Source organism: Pseudomonas sp. DSP3-2-3, assembly GCF_049898225.1.
Lineage (GTDB): Bacteria > Pseudomonadota > Gammaproteobacteria > Pseudomonadales > Pseudomonadaceae > Aquipseudomonas.
Genome location: NZ_JAFCXH010000018.1, coordinates 12,087 through 29,574, shown reverse-complemented (window position 1 = coordinate 29,574; position 17,488 = coordinate 12,087). Strand labels below are relative to the sequence as shown.

Below are 17,488 nucleotides of genomic sequence, written 5' to 3'. Positions count from 1 at the left end.
TATTGGCGACATCATCGGTTGTAGAGATGTTGATAAAGTGCGTTGAAACTACAATCCGCAATATCCAGCCAGGCACAGATATCCTCCACCGACTCACCAATGCTCAACACATCGCTGCGCAGATGCACTTCCGGAAAAACCGGCGTTTCATATGGCGCATCGATGCCGGTGAAGTTTTGCAGCTCGCCGCTTCTGGCCTTGCGATACAAGCCCTTGGGGTCTCGTTGTTCCGCGACAGCCAGCGGCACGTCGACGAAGACTTCGACGAAGCGCTCGCTACCAACAATCGAACGCGCGTGATGCCGCGCCGTGCGGGTGGGCGAAATAAGCGCGACCAGCACCGTCAGCCCGGCATCCGCCAGCAATGCTGCGACCTCGGCCACGCGTCGAACATTTTCTTCGCGGTCGGCCGCGCTGAAACCGAGGTCCCGACACAGTCCGTTGCGCAGCACATCCCCATCAAGAATGCAGGTCTTCAGGCCTCGGGAGCGCAAGGCAAAATCCAAAGCATTGGCGATGGTCGATTTACCGGACGCGGACAGCCCGGTAAACCACAACACCCTGGCCTGGTCACACACAGCCACGGGCAATCGATTGAACGCCTCAGCACTGTGATCATTGGGTTTTAGATAACTTTCAACGACGCCTTCCATAGCGGGCTCTCTCCTGTTGGTAAAAAATCAGTCGTCGGGGGGCTTGTCAGGCAGCAGTGCGACGACCATCAGCTGCACCAGCAATAACCCGGCGATGCACAGATAAAGCGGCGCAAAGGAACCCAGCAGTTCCTTGCAGATGCCGCCAAGAAAATTGCCCAGCACGCCGCCCACGCCAATCAAGACATTGGCGATACCGAATGCGCGCGTCAGGCAATCTAGAGGCACGATTTGCCCCAGGTAAGTCGGGACCAGCCCAAATACCGGGTAAAACGCCAGCGCAAATAAAAAGCCGGCCAGATAAAATCCGCCGTCACTGTCCAGGTAATAGACGCAAAGACTTGCCAGACATGCGCTGACGAAACACAGCATCAATGCCCGGCGCGAGCCAACCCGATCGGCCACCCAACCCACGAGAAAGCCTGCGGCCATTCCGACCGCGCCAATGGTTGACCACACCATCCCCGTGGTCGCCACGGACATGGAAAGCTCTTCTCGCATGAATGGCGCCAGATAGGTCTGAAAGGGCAGCAGCGTCAGACCGTTGAGAAAAGCCACCAGCCAGGTCAGATACAACGGCACAGACAACCAGCTTTGCGTCGCGCCAGGTTGGGAAGTGGCCGGTTGAGATTGCAACGCATCTGGCGAATGACGCAGCAGATACCAGGCTGCGACACACACCATAACCGACAGCAATCCGGCAATCATCCAGATAGCGCGCCAGCCGCCATGCAGGGTCAATACGCTGACCAGCACGCCATTGATGAACACGCCGTAACTGGTGCCACTGGAGATCAGGCCCATCACTCGCGCCCGAGTCGTGACCGGGAAGTGCGTCGCGACGATTTCGGCCAGCGGGACGTAGGCCGATGCCGAACAGCCGCCGAGCAAAATCAGCAGCCCTGCGGATAGCCCGATCGAATCGCTGACACTCAGCCCAAGCAGCGCCAGCGAGGTCGCCACAGTCGAATACAGACTGATTTTCCAGCCCGCGACAAAACGGCTGAGGTAGCCGGCGAGGAACGAAAAGCCCAGAAAGCCGATCTGGGCACCGCCGGTAATCAGCCCGACGGCGGTGTAGTCAAAACCGATGTCGCGCCGCATGTCCACCAACAGGTTGGCGAACAGGTAAACACCGAAACCATAGGTACAGGCAACAAAACCGGTCAGGACAATCGCCAGTACCACGCCGTTTCCGACACGAGCGCAATCAACAGCGGCAGCCGTCAGCGCGGGCTCGACTGGATTGCTGGCGGGCGATCGGTTCATTTGGCAATCGCCGTATGAATGATGAAGTCACAATCCAGCGGATCATAGATGTGCCGGAAATCACCAAACGACTGGGGCCAAAAGAAACCGGCTTCACTCATCTCGCCTTTGAGTTCCTCCGGCAAGATCGGATAGACCTGTAACCGATAGCAAGCGCCGTCGCTGAAGGTATAGATGAACTCGCACAATTGATCGCTGACCTGCCCCAGGCTGACTTCGGCATTGCGCCCGCAATAGTAGTAACGGCCGGAGGACTTGAAGCGGCCGGCGCGTATGGCGCGGAAGTTGCGCTGATCCACCACCAGCAGCCCGCCCGGTTTGAGCAGCTGCCGGAATCGCCGCAATACCCAATGACGATCATGCTTGTCGAACACATGGCACAGGGAACTGCCCAGGCACAACACGGCATCAAAGGTGCCCAGCCGGCGAGGGTCGAGTTCCAGCCAGTCGCGCTGCAGAATCGGGATATCCAGCCCTCTCGATTTAGCGTTGATGCGCGCTCGCTCCACCATGGTCGGGCTGCCGTCGCACGCCAGGACGTTGAAACCGGCCTTGTGCAACTGCACCGCATGAAAGCCACTGCCGGTGGAAACATCGATAACCGTTTTAGCACCCAGCTTGCTCAGCAAGTCGGCAAAAAAGCTGCCTTCACCGGCTGCACGCTTGTCCCAGTCAATCAATTCGTCCCAGCGGCTGACAAAGTCATGGGTGTATTGGGTTGCGTAATCACCAAAGCCGCAGCGGTTACCGACCGGAGCATGCCCCTTGCGCCCCTCACGCCGGATGAAGGTCATGTCTGGCACTCCCTGTCTGTTCGACGCTGCGGGCGTAGGCCTGGTATTTGCGCCCCAGCTCTGCGGCCTGTAGATGGACGTCTTGCAGGGGCATACGCGACACGGAATAACCCAGCAGGGTTTCCATGATTGCCATCTGCTCCGGCTCGAATGAAACGCTGCCATCAGCGTTTATCGCGCGAATCCCGTCCTGTTGCTGGCCGCGCTGGTTGATCGCAATTGCCTCGGTGCGGGCCACCCCATAGGGCAAGCTAAGCATTACCCGGCCCAGACCGACGCTGACCGGATAACCGCCAGGCAAGCCACCTGGCGCAGGTGCGTGGGTCTGCACCTCATAGTCGGCAAACAGATTTTCGATGATTTTGATTGCCGACGTAGCGGTCAGGAACTGCCCATCGACGCCGCCCAGACGGCGAAACTGCGTGCGCACGCAAGCGAAGATCAGCGCATCGTCAAATGCCCCGCTGCAATCCTTGCCGTTGACGCGATAGTGCAGCGAGTAATTGGCATCCATCGGCAGACCGGAGCGAGGCACGTAGTGGCTGAAGAAATGCGAGGCGATCAGCCTGACCTGTACCGATTCAGGAGAACACGTGGCCAACCGCGCGATGGACATGCGTATGGCAGGAACGAGATTGGCGACATTGCCGATGCCGGTATCCGGCGCCATGCCCGCCTTGTCCAGCACCACATTCACGGTGTCAGGAAAGGCGCAATTGACCGCGATGGCCCTGCTTCCCGAATGTTTGACAGCGCGCATCAGCTCATAGGCTGGCGCCAGGTGCATCGGCAACCATGGGCCGAGCTGCGCCTGATCCAGCGCCTGAAAAGCCGCAGGCGGCAATTGGGTAATCACCCGCCAGGATTGCAAGGAGGCACAGTTGAGGATGATGTCCGGGTGAATGCGGGTAATGGTCGCGGAGTTTTCTTCGACGTTGCCCTCACCAAGATTCATCTCCAGGGGATGAATCGTACACAGCGAACTCATCTGCAGGCAGCTCAGGCGTACGAGATTACAAATGCGGGTGGCTTTCTCTAGATCGCGACTGGCAACGTAGAAATTAAAAGCATTGCGTGGCGCCAGGATCTGGAGAATCTGCAGGCATAGATTGCCGCCACCTACGATCAGTATTTTTTTCTTGTCCATGACGTTTCTCCTTATTGACAGACTGAAGCCGACGCAGGCTGAAAGCATTCTGGCTAGCGTGGGTAAGCGCCGTTATCCACGGCAATAACCTGGCCGGTCAGGTGCCGGCTTTTTTCTCCCAGCAAGAAGACGATCACATCGGCAACCCCTGCTGGCTGGATCGGTTCCCTGAGAATTTCCTGACGTTCGTACTCCCTGCGACGATGCTCAGGAATGCGGTCGAAGATCGAGGTGTTGCGCACCAGAGCGGGCGACACCGCGTTGACGCGGATCGACGGTGCGAAATTCCAGGCGTTGGCCTTGGTCAGGCCGATGACGCCAGCCTTGGTTGCCCCGTACAGTGCGTCAAAACTGCCCACTTCTCCGGCTACTGAAGTGACATTGACAATGCTCCGAGTGCCACCGATCGACATTTCTCGCCGCGCAAAATCCCGAGACAGGTAAACCAGCGACTTCAGATTCACCGTGTACATTTCGTCAATTTGCTCATCGCTGTAATCAAAGACACTTTGGCCGTGATAAAGACCGGCGTTATTAACCAGACCCGAGAGCGACGCATGACGAGAATATAGTTGCGGGATAAATGTCTTTAACGTTGAAAAGTCCGCGAAATCGGCACAGACAACTTCCACCCGATCACTGCCGGCTTCGGCCAGCAAAGATTGCAACCCGGCCATATCCTTGTCCGCGGCAATCACATAGAAATCTTCTGCCAGGCAGGCCATTGCCACAGCCCGACCAATGCCATTAGCCGCTCCGGTTATAACGACTTTCTTTTTCATGTTGCCCCTGAAGTGCTCGTGAACTGATTCATGCGCTCGTAATAAGGTCGGTGAAACCGGTAGTACTCAATCAGGCGGGAATTTTTGGCAAGTTGACTGTCGTCGAAATCCGAAGAAATCATCGAATTAATCTGCGTACTGTTCTCGGCGGCTTTATGCCAGCTGCGCCAAGGCAGCCATTGCTGCGGGCATTCCTTGTTCCAGTTGAGTGCATTCGGCAAAAACGGCAGTTGCAGATAATCACACAATTGATGAAGGGTCTTTTGCGGATCCCGGGCAAGTTCATCGGCATTGATGACATAAGGAATACGCCCTGTCAGCCGTGTCACCTCGCAGAAAATCTCGTACTGTGCCTTGTGCCCAATGGCCATGAGCGGCATCTGCGGATAAATCGCAAAATGGGAAAGAATGGAGCTGCCGGGCTCACGGATAATAAATATGTTCTCCTGCTCCAGGAGAAACTCTGAATCTGCTTTCAATTCGGGCAGGCAGTGATAACACATGTCCTTATGGAGGACGCCCCACAAATTTCGTATTTTTCCATATTAATCAATAAATTATCATCAAAAAAGACGGACAATTGGCGTTCTTTTTCGTATCTTTATGCCCTATTAAAATCAATTACTTACGGTAGCGTTTTGGGGAAGCTTTTTTCCGGCCATGCCCTGGAACGATCAACATCGAGCTTGCCACGCGACATCCCTTCCCCGGCGTCCTTCCGACCGTCACCCCCCCATTGCCGCAACCGCATTCCCCTCGTCGCGCCAACCTTGTAGCCGTGCTCAACCCTCGATTACTGTATATGCAAACAGTATTAGGCGACACAGAAGTCATGGACATGAAAATCAAGTCAGAGGTTCTGGCCGATTGGGATCGGTGCCTCTACAGCCAAGAGGGCTGGCGCAACCCTTTCGCCCACTACAGGTATTTGATGCGCTTAGCCGATGACCTCCTGCGGCTCGGGCAGATCGATCCGGAAGACCGCTTCGAAAGGGTCGAGGTTTTGATTGGCGCATTCACCCACCACGTTGAGGAGACGCCGGTGTCCTGGCGAAACCCAGCGGCGGATTACGAGGTGTATAACGGCGGCGGCGTTCAGACTGGCAGCGTGAACGGAAACCGTTACTACCTCCACGGCGCCGGTATCGAGCCGGGACCGATGGAGTTCTTCGCGCAGATTCACGACGCCGACGACAACGGGGAGCATCCAATCATTACGCGTACCTACCAGCCTTATGGGCGCCTGGCTGGCCGGTACATATTGACGGACACCGGGGCAAAGCTCGCGCTGGTGGAAAAATCAGTGATGGTTAACGGTGCCTCAGTGACGCGGCTTGACGATCCAGACATCTATCGGGCAATCACCGATGCTGCGTTGCTCGCGCTGGAGGACGGCGACATGGTCCGGTACATCGCACTATGGCAGAAAGAAAACTTTTCCATATTCCGCCAATGCTCGGCGTGCTGTGATCGCTTTGAGCTGCGTGAGGACTGTGTTGCCTGCACCGGATTGGGTTTCGTCGAGGATACGGAGTGCCCGAGCAAACTTCCTCCACGGTTCGTGAGTCATCCGGAGGTCAGGGTCAGCGAGTGAGGCATGGGCTATATGCGGAAGGATTGTTCAATACAAGGGAATGGATGACTACTTCAGCGAACTGGCACCCCGGTTCCGGGTTTTCAGCGGCTTCGACAATGTGCCGATTGCTCGGTACAACGTGGCGCCGTCAACGAAGGTCAACATTCTGCGAGCGGACGATGCAGGGATTCACATCGATCCGGTTCGCTGGGGATGGTCGCCGTTTTGGGCGAAGGGGAAGCGCGCCGACCCGATCAATGCGCGAGTCGAGACGGTGACGACGGGGAAGTTCTTCAAGCAGCTCTGGCCGAATGGCCGGGCCCTGGTGCCGAGTGAAGGATGGTACGAATGGGTGAAGGATCCGGACGACCCGAAGAAGAAGCAGCCGTATTTCATCCGACTGAAAGGTGACGCGCCCATGTTCTATGGCGCGCTGGCCAAGGTGACGCCTGGTCTGGAGCCACACGACGAAGACGGCTTCGTGATCATCACTGCTGCCAGCGACCAGGGCATGGTCGACATTCACGACCGGCGGCCGCTTGTGTTGACGCCAGATCTCGCCAACGAATGGCTTGACCCGGAGCTTTCGCCAGAGCGCACCGAGGAAATCGCCAAAGAGTGCTGCAGGCCGGTCGATGACTTCGAATGGTATCCAGTCGGCAAGGCTGTGGGAAACGTCCGCAATCAGGGACCGGAGTTGATCCGGCCCGTTTGATTACGCCGCAACTGGATCATGAATTAGCAGCAGGCGCTGCTTCTCCTCCGCACGCACCGCGTCTGGCATCAGCTCAAATGCCAGGTCTTCAACCTTCACGCCGCCAGCGCATTGGCTGTATCGATGCCATCCGCCGATGCGCAGCCCAGAGAACATCAGCTGCGCACGGCGCAGATCGGCGCCGGTGGCCAACAGCATTTCGTAAAACAGGGCGTCACACTGGGCGCGGGTCAGCTTGTTCTGGCAATAGAGCCAGTCGTGGATAACTCCGCATGCCCGGTCCTCGATGCCGTTGAGCAGCGGCTTTACCAGCCAGGGCGTTGAGGCCAAGTCAGTGATGAAGTACTTCGGTGCGGTGTGAACCGTTCCATCGGCGGCCTGATAGCGGAAGTTACCCATCAGCACCCACGCCCCATTGGCATAAGCCTGCACCAGCAGCGGATCGAGAAACAGCCCTTTGTTCATGGCACGTCCTTGAAGAACACGTGATTGCCAAGTTTCAGCGTTCGCATGGCCTTCGCCGCCCAGCCTGGGGCCTTGGGCATGGTGGTGGCGTAATAATGAGTCGCGCCGCCAGTTGGATCAGGCTGCGCGCCGTCGATCACGGCCGTTGCCGCCATCACAGCCTTTGCCATCTCGCCAACCGGGATCGGCTTCGCTCCACTCAGGAACGGATAGTTCGGGTCGTTTTTGTTCCAGCAGCTGAACTGGTACTTCGCCTGGCACACGCCCGCGTAACCCTCCCCCCACCATGATTTGGTCTTGCCGTCGTTCACGCGGTTGCGGATCGTCCAGGCCACGGCAATCATACCGGCCATGGATTCGCCGCGCGCTTCGCCCCACAGCGTGCGGGCGAGGATGTCGCGGTCTTTGTCAGTTGCGGTCATGCTTTTCTCCAGGCACAAAAAAACCGCTCAAGGCGGCCGGGATAGCTGAAATTTGTAGTCGATGGGTTATGCGGGCCAGCCCTCGTCGAGCATGGCGCTGGTGATAGAGCCGCTGGCCACCGCATCAAGCAGTTCGGCCTCACAGTCAAAGCAGCTCTGGACGTATGCGCGCACCGCTGAAGCCACGCCGATGACCTGGGCACCAGTCAACTCGACGAAGCCAGCCGCAGTCTTCCAGCGGATCGAGTAATCAGCATCCAGCATTGCGGCCACCGTCGCACCTGTGATCAGCGCCTGGCTGTCGCGGCCGGTGTCGATTGGCATCCCCTGGATGATGGTGCCAGCGGTTTCGGCGGTGTAACGGCGGGCCGCAATTAGTGCCGGCCAGTCAGGGACCGGCTCAGGCAACGGCACAGGATCAGGATCAACCGGCCGGGAGGCGAACTTGACCCATTGCCCTTGCCACTGCGCAACCTGCTCACCGGTCAGCTTCATCGGTTTGGTCGGTGTAGTCCGCTCCGGCATCGGCGCATCGTCGGCAACTTCAATGCTGGCCGGGTCAGCGATGTAATAACCCTGCTCATCCCACTGATAAAGAATCATGCGAGCTTACCTTTAATATAGGCCTTGTAGCCTTTGGGGGCTTTGTGGGCGGGGGTTTTGAATTGTGCGGCTACGTCGTAGTTGTAGAGGCGTGTCGCCCTAACAAACGTACTTGGTGTACCGGCTTGTGGGCCAACCCAGTTACCGTTGGAATCAGAGACAGTCAAAGCTAAGTTTGGCTGAATAATAGCGAGGTTAGATACAAAGTTTTCACCGAAATCTGACGAGCGATAGATCCTGCCTGCCGCATAGCCGACAATCAAACCGTTTCGGTCAATCGCCAAGCTACTAAATGAGCCTGTATTTACAATCTTAGTTGCATACCCGCCATCGGTGCTAATCTCCATACCTGCCGCACTAATATAGCCAATAACACCACCTCCGACCGCCAAGGTATTTGGCTGAAATCCAGCTATCTGTCGTGGGCTGCCGAGCACCGTTGCAAAATTGTCCTTGCTAAACAACAGACCATTACTTCCCGAAATCCATGTTGAGGATACAGAATCCCAAATAATACGAGAAGGGTTATACGGGGAAATTGGATTGCAATAATAGCGATAAGCCCATGTCACCCCTAGGTCAGTGGTGAAGGAATATACCGAATTCCCGCTTGTGGTCGCGCGCCAAAGAAACCCATTATTGCCATAAATTACGGTCGCGGTGCCAGTTTGGGTAATATCTTGTCCGGGCGCATTCACCAACTTTACAAATGTCACCCCGTTGTCGGTACTTTTATAGATCGTATTGGAGGAATAGTAAGATGTTGCCAACCAGCAACCTGCGCCATCAGTAGCAATGCTATTTAATGACTCTTGACCGTGCAGTGTCGGTATCGTAATCCATGTAGCGCCGCCATCCGTGCTTCGAACAGCCACCCCGCCTGTAGTAGTTTGCCCATTCGCGCCAACACCAATAAGTACGTTACCCATTCCGACAGCGAAACCTCCAACCATCAAAGAGAGCGGCGCACTTAATCCGTTCGCGACGTTGGCGAAGTTTGAAGCGTCATTCTTCTCGCCTTGCGTGCCGACGATTGCAAACAGCTCAGGATAAGCAGCGCGGGTATAGACAGTATCCGGCAACAGATATGTGGCGTCCGGCGTTCGAGTGGTTTCCAGTACGTCGCCGATGGCCTGGCCGACCTTGCCCCACTGGACACCGGTTTTATCCGGTTTGACCTGCAGGACATCAAGGCCATCAACGAATGCAGGGAAGCCAGCGGCATCGCCGGCAGCTTGCGCGGAGGTTTGGGCCGCCAACGCCGCAGCTTCGGCACCCTGTCTTGCTGTGTTGGCCAGCGCGACCTGCTCAGCTGCGGCCGTGACTTTCAGACCCGCTTGTATGGCGGAGCTGGAAGCCGCTTGCGCACTGGCTGCCGCTGCGTCACGGGCCGTAAAGGTAGCGTCAACGATGCCGCCCATCCAAGTGGTTAGCGCGTTGACCTGCGTCGTCCACGGCCCGATCTTGGCCGCCCAGGCATCTGCAATGATCGGGTATTGGGCCGACGACATACCCCGGTTCGGTGCCGTTGGTAGTTGGTCAACAACTGGGCCGACAGTAGCCATTAGATAAGACTCCCAACATCAAGGGCGCATTCCGACACCGCCGGATTGCTGATAATGATTTGAAGGTCGCGGTAACGACCGAAGATGATTGTTTCTTGTCGCGCTGGATCGCCAATAAACACGGCCCCTTTCGCACGCAGCCGGCTCAGGAATGATTTCTGGTACGAGACGTCATCGGTGACGATGCGAACATCGAACTGCACCCGATCCCGGAAACCGCGCTCGATCATGCTTTCGTTGCCGAAGTCGTCGATTTCGCGGGTCGAGTAATCGGTGATGCCAGTTGTCGTGCCAAAGATCGTTTCTCCCACGTTGGTGAGCGGTCCCATGGACGCCATCGAGCAACTGGCCACGCCGCCCACATCGGCATCGATCACGACGCGAATGCTGGCCGTCCCGTAAGCCGGTAGATCCAGAATTGCGAACGTTGTTTTCCGGCGGATAGGCTTGAACAGCCATTCCCACATGCCGTTGGCAGAGGCATCCACCAGGCTGATGGTTGTCGTGCGAACCACGCCATCGATAGGATCGGTGACGGTAACAGTCGCCTGATAACCAACCAGGCCGAACAATGCGATGGCACTGACGACCTGTCCGGGCGTGATCGTGAAATCAATCTTTGTGGGGTTAGTGGTCGTGGTCCCGATCTTGTAAACGCGCTGCTGGGCGCCAGCCTCCCCTTTCAGGACCGCCGCGCCCTTGTCGAACATCCGCATCGCATTGATCGCGCCCAGGTCCAGCCATTTCAGCGGCGTCGTCGTTTCGGCCCCGGGTGTGGCCGTGTTGGCAGCCGCAAGCGACTCCCACAGGTGCCGATTCCTGATGGTTTTCACGCCCAGCGCGTAACTACCCGCAACCCAATCAGTTGCCCCCGGCTCAGTCAGCGGAACGTTTGTCACCAGCATCGCCGGGGTGATATCCACCTGATCAATAACGTCCATTCACTACTCCATAGCTTTGATGCCAACGGTCCGGATGGCGTCGAGGTGGGTTTCGGCGCGGCCAGTGTTTAGGGTGGTTTGGCGCAGGTACGGCTTCATTTCCTTGACCTCGGCAGTCAGGGCGTTCAGGGCGGCCAAGATCTCCTCACGGCTGCCGCCCTCCTCATCCGAGGACGAAGAGCTCGAGGTGCTGTAGGGAGTCGGGCTTTCATAGCGCAGCTCAGGCGCGCCGCCATCGGCAAAGCTCGGCAACTGCAGGGCGTTCATCTGCGCCAGCAGGCCTGGGCCATAGGCGCGAACAGCAGCGGCATTCATCACGAACTCACCCGCCGAGAGGCGAGCCAGAATGCTGTCGCTGGTTCCGGTGCCAGGCCCGGAGATCATTCCGCCCGTGGCATACGCCGGGATCTCGCCATTTTTCGCAGCATCAGCTTTGATCGCAGCAGGCAGACCGGCGGGAGTAACCGCGCCGCTACCCAGTTGCGCCGCCCAGTACGCAGCCCCGGTAGGGTCGACGTCTCGGCCAAGCACGCTGTTGTAGACAGAGTTCAGATCGGAAACACTTGGCGCGCCTCCGCTGCCGGTGTACCCCGAGGCAGCGCCGGCGGTCGGAGCAGTGGCCGCCATGGCGGCAGCGATTGCCGCGCCCAGACCCGCAATGGCGTCCTTGACTGAAAGCACGGATGTGTCGATGCCGTTGAGCTTGTCCACCTGGGCCTGAGCGAGATCGAGTTGCGCATCGATTCGAGCCATTTCGGCGTCATATTCAAGCTTGGCGTCAGATATCTGGGCCTGAACCGTTTTAAGCAGTTGCTGTTCAGTGGTGAGCTGCACGCCATTTACAGCGCTCAGCTCTGCCACAACGTTCGCCGTACGGCCCTGATCCCGCGCGAAGTCATCCATGGACGAGTAAAGGTCGGTGGTGTTGGCATTGACCACGTCGAGCGCATCATCCAACCCGATCATGCCCGCCAGCGAACCACCCGCACGAACAGTTGCCAGCGCGCTTTGAAGCGTGGCCAGTGCCTGCGCCCGCAGCATTTTCACCGCATCCGCAGAAGTGCCATTCAAGGACTTCAGCGCGGATTCGAGCGAATCGCTGACGGAGGTCAGATCAGAAACACGGGTCTGAGCGGTTTGCAGCATGTCGTTCAGCGACGTTGCCCGAGCGTTATAACTCGCGGTCAGCGCTTTTTGCTCAGCAGATACCGCACGTTCAACGGCGCTCATGGCGGCAGAAACGTTGCTCGACAGAGTGTCGGCCAGAGCCTTCGTTGCCTCGGCGGCGCTTTTCGCCTTTGTTTCAAGGATGTCGTAGGCACTGGCCGCTTCGCCATTGAGGCTCATCAGCGTTTCGTACAAAGCCTGACCGGCCGCCGATGAATCTTTTTTCGCCGCTTCAACCATTTCGCGATAAGCCGCCCGGGTCTCTGGCAGAGCTATGCTGACGTCCTTAAATTCCTGGGTGACAGCCACCAGTGAGCGAGCAGCGTTTTCCGACTCGCTGTAAAAGCCGGTGAAGTACGTGGCTTGGCGCGCTTCTATGATCTTGTAAGCCGCATCGGCAGCGCTGCTCATGTTGAGCACGGTCAGCAACAGTTGACGGCCGGACTCGGTCGTCTTGTCGATGCCGGACACCATTTCCCGGAACCCTTTGGCGCTATCGGGCAGAGCAATGTCCAGCGCGCCGAATGCGTTACGCACATCCGAAAGCGTGTCGTTGCTTTTTTCTATATCGGTGAAGAAAGCGTCGTAGTAAGCAGCGCCAGCCGTCGACAGGGCTTCGATGCCGCCAGCCCACAGCGACAACTGCTCAGCCATGAAGCCGCCGGATACGCTCATGTCGTACAGACCGACATCCAGATGAGCCAGAATGCCGTTCACGTCCTGCAGGTTCTTCACGAACGCCTGCAAGCCGACGTAGCTGAAACCGCTCAAGCCCGCGTCAGTGGCCTTGGAGATCGAGACAACCGCCGCGTCACCCAGTTGGGCGAAGAAGAAATCGAGCTGCTCCTGGATCCATTCAGGCGTGGCGTCCTTGGTGCTGATGTTGCGTGACGCCATGTTCAGGCCGTCGAGCACCGAATCATTCAGCTTGACACCCAGCGCCGTGAACAGGCCGCCAGCACTTAAGACAACATCGTTGTACTTTGACCCAAGCGTTCCAAGGGTTTCATCATCAAGTTCGTCGATGAGAAAACGGGTTTTACTGCTGCCCGAGATCAACCCGCCCTTTTTCTTCTGCTTGGTATATTTCTTGGCGTCGAATTCTCCATTCTCAACGCCGAGTTGAATCCCGGTGTCTTTGGTTTCGTAACCACTGCCGAACAGCTTGCTACCGACAGCAGTCCACACCATCTGATGGAAGGTTGAGCCGCTGAGGATTGCCGCCCATTTGCCACCAACCACCTTGCCAAGAACTTTGTCGACGCCCTCCAGAAAGCCTGCCTGAAGCACACCAGGCGTCATGGCGATGTTGCCCAGAGCAGTGCTTCCTGCGCTGTCGCGAACTTCGCCAGCATCCGGACGGACGCCAGCGTCGTACAGCTTGCCACTCTGGTACATGCCCATGATCACGGCGAGTGGCCACATGGCGGCTGCACTGCTCAGGGCCGCCGCAGCCTGTCCGCTTAGGCTTGCAGCCGTAGCAGCCGCGCCCGCCTCGGCAGCCGCGTAGGTGGCTGCCGTAGTGGTAGCCACGCCCGTAGTGAATTGAGCCCCGATAGCTGTAGCGCCCTCGGCAACGGCACCAGAAAGTACAGATGTCGTAACACCTTCGGCGCCAATCGTTGCCAGGGTCTGCGCGGCCGCAGTTCCGGTAATTGTGTTTACGAGTGAGGTAAAGCCACTCGACAGCGTGCTGCTCAAGCCGTTGATCATGTTGCCGTAGTAGCCGACGCCGCCAGATACGGCACCGCTTACGCCGCCAGTTGCATAACCCGAGGCAATCGAGGAGCCCACGCCAGTGATGGCGTTCCAGGCGGAGTACAGGTTTTTGCCGAGGTCAATCATGGTGCCCATGCCGCCCGAGCTGCCAGACCCGGACGATGATCCGCCAACTGTGCCGAGCAATTTCCCCCAAACCGAGGACAAGCCCTGCCCGTTATCTGTGCCGGTCAGCCAGTTGCTGATCGACGCCAGCAGCGGCTTGGTGGTGAGCATGTGAGCAATTTCGCCAAGGGTCTGCTTGAAACCCTTTTCCAGCTTGTCGAGCAAATCCCCTGCACCATCGCCGATATTTGCCCAGGCATCAGCAAACACACTGTCGATGCGATCCACTGCGCCTTCGGTCATCTGGCCCCAGATCGTCGCCTTGCTCTGGTTGACCTGGTACTCGTTGCCGAGCTTGGCTAACGCGTCTTGATACAGCGCAGCGTTCGCCGGGTAGCGAGCAATGGCGGCGTTGAGCGCATCCTGTTCGGCGGTGAAATCTTTCAGGAGTTTGGTCTGTGGACTCAGGCGGTCAACAATCCCCTCTACCTGACCAGCCTGTTCGAGCGCCTTATTGGCGTCGAGCTGAGCTTTGGTAGTGGCCACCAACAGCTTGTACTCTTCGCTGCCCACCGCGATGTTCTTGCCCGCCAGCGCTACGGTCACCGACTTCTCGATGTTGTAGGTCTCAAGTGCATCCTTGCCCTGAAGCGTGGCGGTCGCCTGTTTCAGTATCCCGTCGACTTCAGTCTTCAGTTCCTTGATGTTTTTTGAAACGTCGCGGCGGTCCTCGGCATCGTGCAGCGCATTGATTGCAGCGGTGACTTTGTTGCGAGCGCCCGCGCCAGTTTTGAGCAATTCCTCTTCGATCTGCTGCTGGATGGTGATCGCGCGAACGTTATCAGCGCCGGATAGATATGCAGCTGCCATTTCATTGGCGGACTGGGTCGAGATACCGGACTTGGCCAACAAGTCGTCGAGTGCTTTAGCCTGATTCTTAAGCGCGGTCGCCGCAGCATTTGCGGCTTTGTCCACGCGCTTATTCGCTTCAGTGGTCGCGTCGAGCTGAGCGATGGCGGCGGTTGCACGATCCACCGGCGATGCCTTGGTCACTACTGGCGCAGATGGCGGAGTAGGAGCGGTCCCGCCATTGGTGAGCAAGCCGTAGCCCGAAAGATTTTGACGCGGCATATCAGTGCCGGTCGCCACCCGAACGGTTTGGTCGATAATCCGTTGCAGCGCCGCAACCTGCCGTGTAGCGCTGTTTTCGGTGGCCTTTGCCGCCTCGTCGAGTGACGTTTTCTGTGCAGCTGCGGTCTGGGCTGTTGCGTCTTCCGCTGCGTACAAGGCAACCAACTTGAGCTTGAGCGATGCCTGCTCGACCTTATTACCTTCCTTGATCGCTTCCTGATATTTCTTCAGCGTGTCCGTCTGGTCGGCAATCAGTTTTGCCTGAGCGGCCTGGGCAGGCGTGGCCCCCATCTTAGCAACGGTGTAAGCGGCTTCAGCGGCAGCGTTCGCGCCGAGCAAATCGCGAGTCTTGGTCAGCTGCTCAATGTATTTATCCCAGGCGGCTTTGCTGGCATCGCTTTGGCCTGAGGCTTGCTGCGCGACTGTAAGCCGTTCGGTGCTGGAAGTAGCGGCGACGTTGGCCGTGTTAACGGTGGCCAAAATCTTCCCGAGGTCGCCCGCCTTTTTGGACGTTTCTTCGTAGGCGCTCGACGATTCAGCAAGTTTTTTGATCTTGTCGTCGGTCAAGCCGGCATCTTTCCTTGCCCACTCGGTGACGCTGTCCAGGGTGCGCTGACCCTTGCGGACTTCTTCGATCATCTCGCCGAATTTGGCGCGGTAATGGTTGGCGTCATAGCCAATCTGCAAGAAAGCTTCAGCGCCATCTGCGGAATATTTGTTGAGCGAAGCCGACGCCGATTCAGTGGCGGTGATCTGCTCTTCTGCCCATTTTATGGATTGGAACCGGCGCTGCGAGGCGCCCAGTTCGTTGAATTTCTGGATCGACTGGTCAACGGTAGCGTTCTGGTCAATCAACGCATTGGTGGCTGTATCGGTGTGGCTGCTCAGCGCCAGGTAGCTGGCACCTAGCGCGGCTACAGTAAAGAGCAGCCCAACCGGACCGCCCAGCATTCCAAGCAAAGCGCCACCGGCGCGGCCAGCAGTGGAAGAAATCGCGGCGAACTCCGCTTTCGCGGCCGTGGCTGCCTGAGTTGCCGCAGTGTCCTTGGCCATCGCAGCCGATTCGACGTTGAGCGCCGTGCCCAGCTGGACCGACGAAACCTGAGCGGCACGTTTTGCCGCTGCAAGCTCCAGATCGGTCGCCGCCAGCGCTTTCGTGTACATCGCCTGTTCGGCGGTTCCGACAGAAAGCGCGGCGGTGTATGCCAACTGATCGCGCTGGCCTTGAAGCAGGCGCAGCTTCGCTATCGTGCCTTCTTCCGTGGCGCGTGCGACAGCAACATTACCTGCGGCCTCGGCCACGTGAGCGGCAGAAAGCGAGGCTGAGGCGGCCGTTTCTTCGATCTTGGCTGCGGCAGCGGCGCGAGTGACGGCGGTCAGCTGTACCCATGTGACGATGTTCCCGGCAGCTTTGACTCCAGCCTCGGCAAAACCAGCCGCAACACGACCCAGCGCGGCAATCAGGACAACCCCCAAGATCTCGGCCAAAGTTCTACCGTGCTCCTCAAGGGCGGCCATTGCTGCAGGAACATTTATGGCGTTCAGCGCCTTCGACACGTTGTTGATCGAGTCGGCCATCGAGGAGGTGGTGCCGCTGAACGCATCAGCCTCGCCAATGATCTTGGTGAAAGATGTTTGAATACGGGTAAGTGCAGTCCCGACCGTGCTTTGCATTTTGCCGAACAGTGCATCGACGGCTCCCTGCTGAGCCTGCAAAGCCTTCACGACAGAGTCAGCAGTCAGCTTGCCTTCAGCGCCCAATGCGCGAAGAGCGCCCACAGATACGCCCATGCCTTTGGCAATCGCCTGGCTGAGCGCCGGCGCCTGCTCCATCACAGAATTCAGTTCTTCGCCGCGCAAAGTGCCGGAAGCGAAAGCCTGGCCCAACTGAATCAGTGCCGCGTTTGCCGACTCGGCAGAAGCGCCGCTGATCACCATCGTTTTGCTGATGGTTTCAACGATTCCGGCAACACCCTTCCCGCTCAGCTTCAGCGCGTCCTGGTTCTGGGCGATCCGCTGATACAGTTCAGCAGTGGCGCCAAGTGGCTGTCCGGACCTCTGCGCGATAGCGAATACGGCATTCTGAGCAGCTGTGAACTCAGCGCTGCTCGACGTAACCAGCTTCAGCCGGTTGGCAACGGTTGTGTAGGCTTCAGCCTGCGCCAGCAGAGCGCCAGCGCCGGAACCGCCTACCGCCAGTGCGAAAGCGCTTTTCAGCACGTTTGATGCGGTTTGCGCGCTTTTCCCTACGCGGTCGAAAGCCGAGTCGACTTTGCTGAGCTGGCTGTCAATCCGCCCGGTCGCCTTGGTAACCGATGCGTCGGCCTTGTCCATCTCTTGGCGGAGCTGCGCCGTCGTGGCTTCAAGTCGGATCAGCATCCCCTGGACTTCTTGACCTGACATACACGTTTCTCCAGGCGAAAAAAAACCGCCT

General features: G+C 58.0%; 14 protein-coding genes. 2 read left to right on the top strand and 12 right to left on the bottom strand.

The window, feature by feature from the left end; all coding sequences use genetic code 11:
* Positions 1-11 precede the first annotated feature (11 nt).
* Genes cysC through ACP7E4_RS19975 form a run of 6 tightly spaced genes read right to left on the bottom strand, consistent with a single transcriptional unit; the run spans position 12 to position 5,148 of the window.
* Positions 12-653: an adenylyl-sulfate kinase gene (cysC, locus tag ACP7E4_RS20000; protein ID WP_426117307.1), complete on the bottom strand. Its 642-nt coding sequence runs from the start codon at positions 651-653 to the stop codon at positions 12-14.
* Between the two features lie 27 nt (positions 654-680).
* Entirely contained in the window at positions 681-1,922 is a 1,242-nt protein-coding gene (locus tag ACP7E4_RS19995) for an MFS transporter (RefSeq protein WP_426117305.1), read from the bottom strand.
* Entirely contained in the window at positions 1,919-2,716 is a 798-nt protein-coding gene (locus ACP7E4_RS19990; protein ID WP_426117303.1) for a class I SAM-dependent methyltransferase, read from the bottom strand. The genes ACP7E4_RS19995 and ACP7E4_RS19990 overlap by 4 nt, the downstream gene beginning before the upstream one ends.
* Entirely contained in the window at positions 2,697-3,863 is a 1,167-nt protein-coding gene (locus ACP7E4_RS19985; RefSeq protein ID WP_426117301.1) for a hypothetical protein, read from the bottom strand. Before ACP7E4_RS19985 ends, ACP7E4_RS19990 begins: the two co-directional genes overlap by 20 nt.
* Positions 3,864-3,916: 53 nt before the next feature.
* Positions 3,917-4,645 (bottom strand): SDR family NAD(P)-dependent oxidoreductase, encoded by a 729-nt coding sequence (locus tag ACP7E4_RS19980; protein ID WP_426117300.1) that lies wholly within the window; start codon positions 4,643-4,645, stop codon positions 3,917-3,919.
* Positions 4,642-5,148, bottom strand: coding sequence for a hypothetical protein (locus ACP7E4_RS19975; RefSeq protein WP_426117298.1), 507 nt, complete (start codon positions 5,146-5,148; stop codon positions 4,642-4,644). Before ACP7E4_RS19975 ends, ACP7E4_RS19980 begins: the two co-directional genes overlap by 4 nt.
* Before the next feature lie 335 nt (positions 5,149-5,483).
* Between ACP7E4_RS19975 and ACP7E4_RS19970 the strand changes: the two genes are divergently transcribed.
* Positions 5,484-6,239 (top strand): hypothetical protein, encoded by a 756-nt coding sequence (locus ACP7E4_RS19970; RefSeq protein ID WP_426117296.1) that lies wholly within the window; start codon positions 5,484-5,486, stop codon positions 6,237-6,239.
* A gap of 10 nt (positions 6,240-6,249) precedes the next feature.
* Positions 6,250-6,936: an SOS response-associated peptidase family protein gene (locus ACP7E4_RS19965; protein WP_426117473.1), complete on the top strand. Its 687-nt coding sequence runs from the start codon at positions 6,250-6,252 to the stop codon at positions 6,934-6,936.
* On the opposite strand, the gene ACP7E4_RS19960 is transcribed toward ACP7E4_RS19965, so the two are convergent.
* From ACP7E4_RS19960 to ACP7E4_RS19935, 6 genes are all read right to left on the bottom strand, one after another.
* Positions 6,937-7,401: a DUF1353 domain-containing protein gene (locus ACP7E4_RS19960; RefSeq protein WP_426117294.1), complete on the bottom strand. Its 465-nt coding sequence runs from the start codon at positions 7,399-7,401 to the stop codon at positions 6,937-6,939. It lies immediately after the preceding gene.
* Positions 7,398-7,823 carry a cell wall hydrolase gene (locus ACP7E4_RS19955; RefSeq protein ID WP_426117292.1) on the bottom strand — a complete coding sequence of 142 codons (426 nt, stop codon included), beginning with the start codon at positions 7,821-7,823 and terminating at the stop codon, positions 7,398-7,400. The genes ACP7E4_RS19960 and ACP7E4_RS19955 overlap by 4 nt, the downstream gene beginning before the upstream one ends.
* A 66-nt stretch (positions 7,824-7,889) precedes the next feature.
* A complete protein-coding gene (locus tag ACP7E4_RS19950) occupies positions 7,890-8,426 on the bottom strand; it encodes a DUF4376 domain-containing protein (RefSeq protein WP_426117290.1) in 537 nt (178 codons plus the stop codon).
* Positions 8,423-9,991 (bottom strand): WD40/YVTN/BNR-like repeat-containing protein, encoded by a 1,569-nt coding sequence (locus ACP7E4_RS19945; RefSeq protein ID WP_426117288.1) that lies wholly within the window; start codon positions 9,989-9,991, stop codon positions 8,423-8,425. Before ACP7E4_RS19945 ends, ACP7E4_RS19950 begins: the two co-directional genes overlap by 4 nt.
* Entirely contained in the window at positions 9,991-10,932 is a 942-nt protein-coding gene (locus ACP7E4_RS19940; RefSeq protein ID WP_426117286.1) for a hypothetical protein, read from the bottom strand. The genes ACP7E4_RS19945 and ACP7E4_RS19940 overlap by 1 nt, the downstream gene beginning before the upstream one ends.
* A 3-nt stretch (positions 10,933-10,935) precedes the next feature.
* Complete coding sequence (locus ACP7E4_RS19935; RefSeq protein ID WP_426117285.1) at positions 10,936-17,457, bottom strand: tape measure protein; 6,522 nt, start codon at positions 17,455-17,457, stop codon at positions 10,936-10,938.
* Between the last annotated feature and the right edge of the window lie 31 nt (positions 17,458-17,488).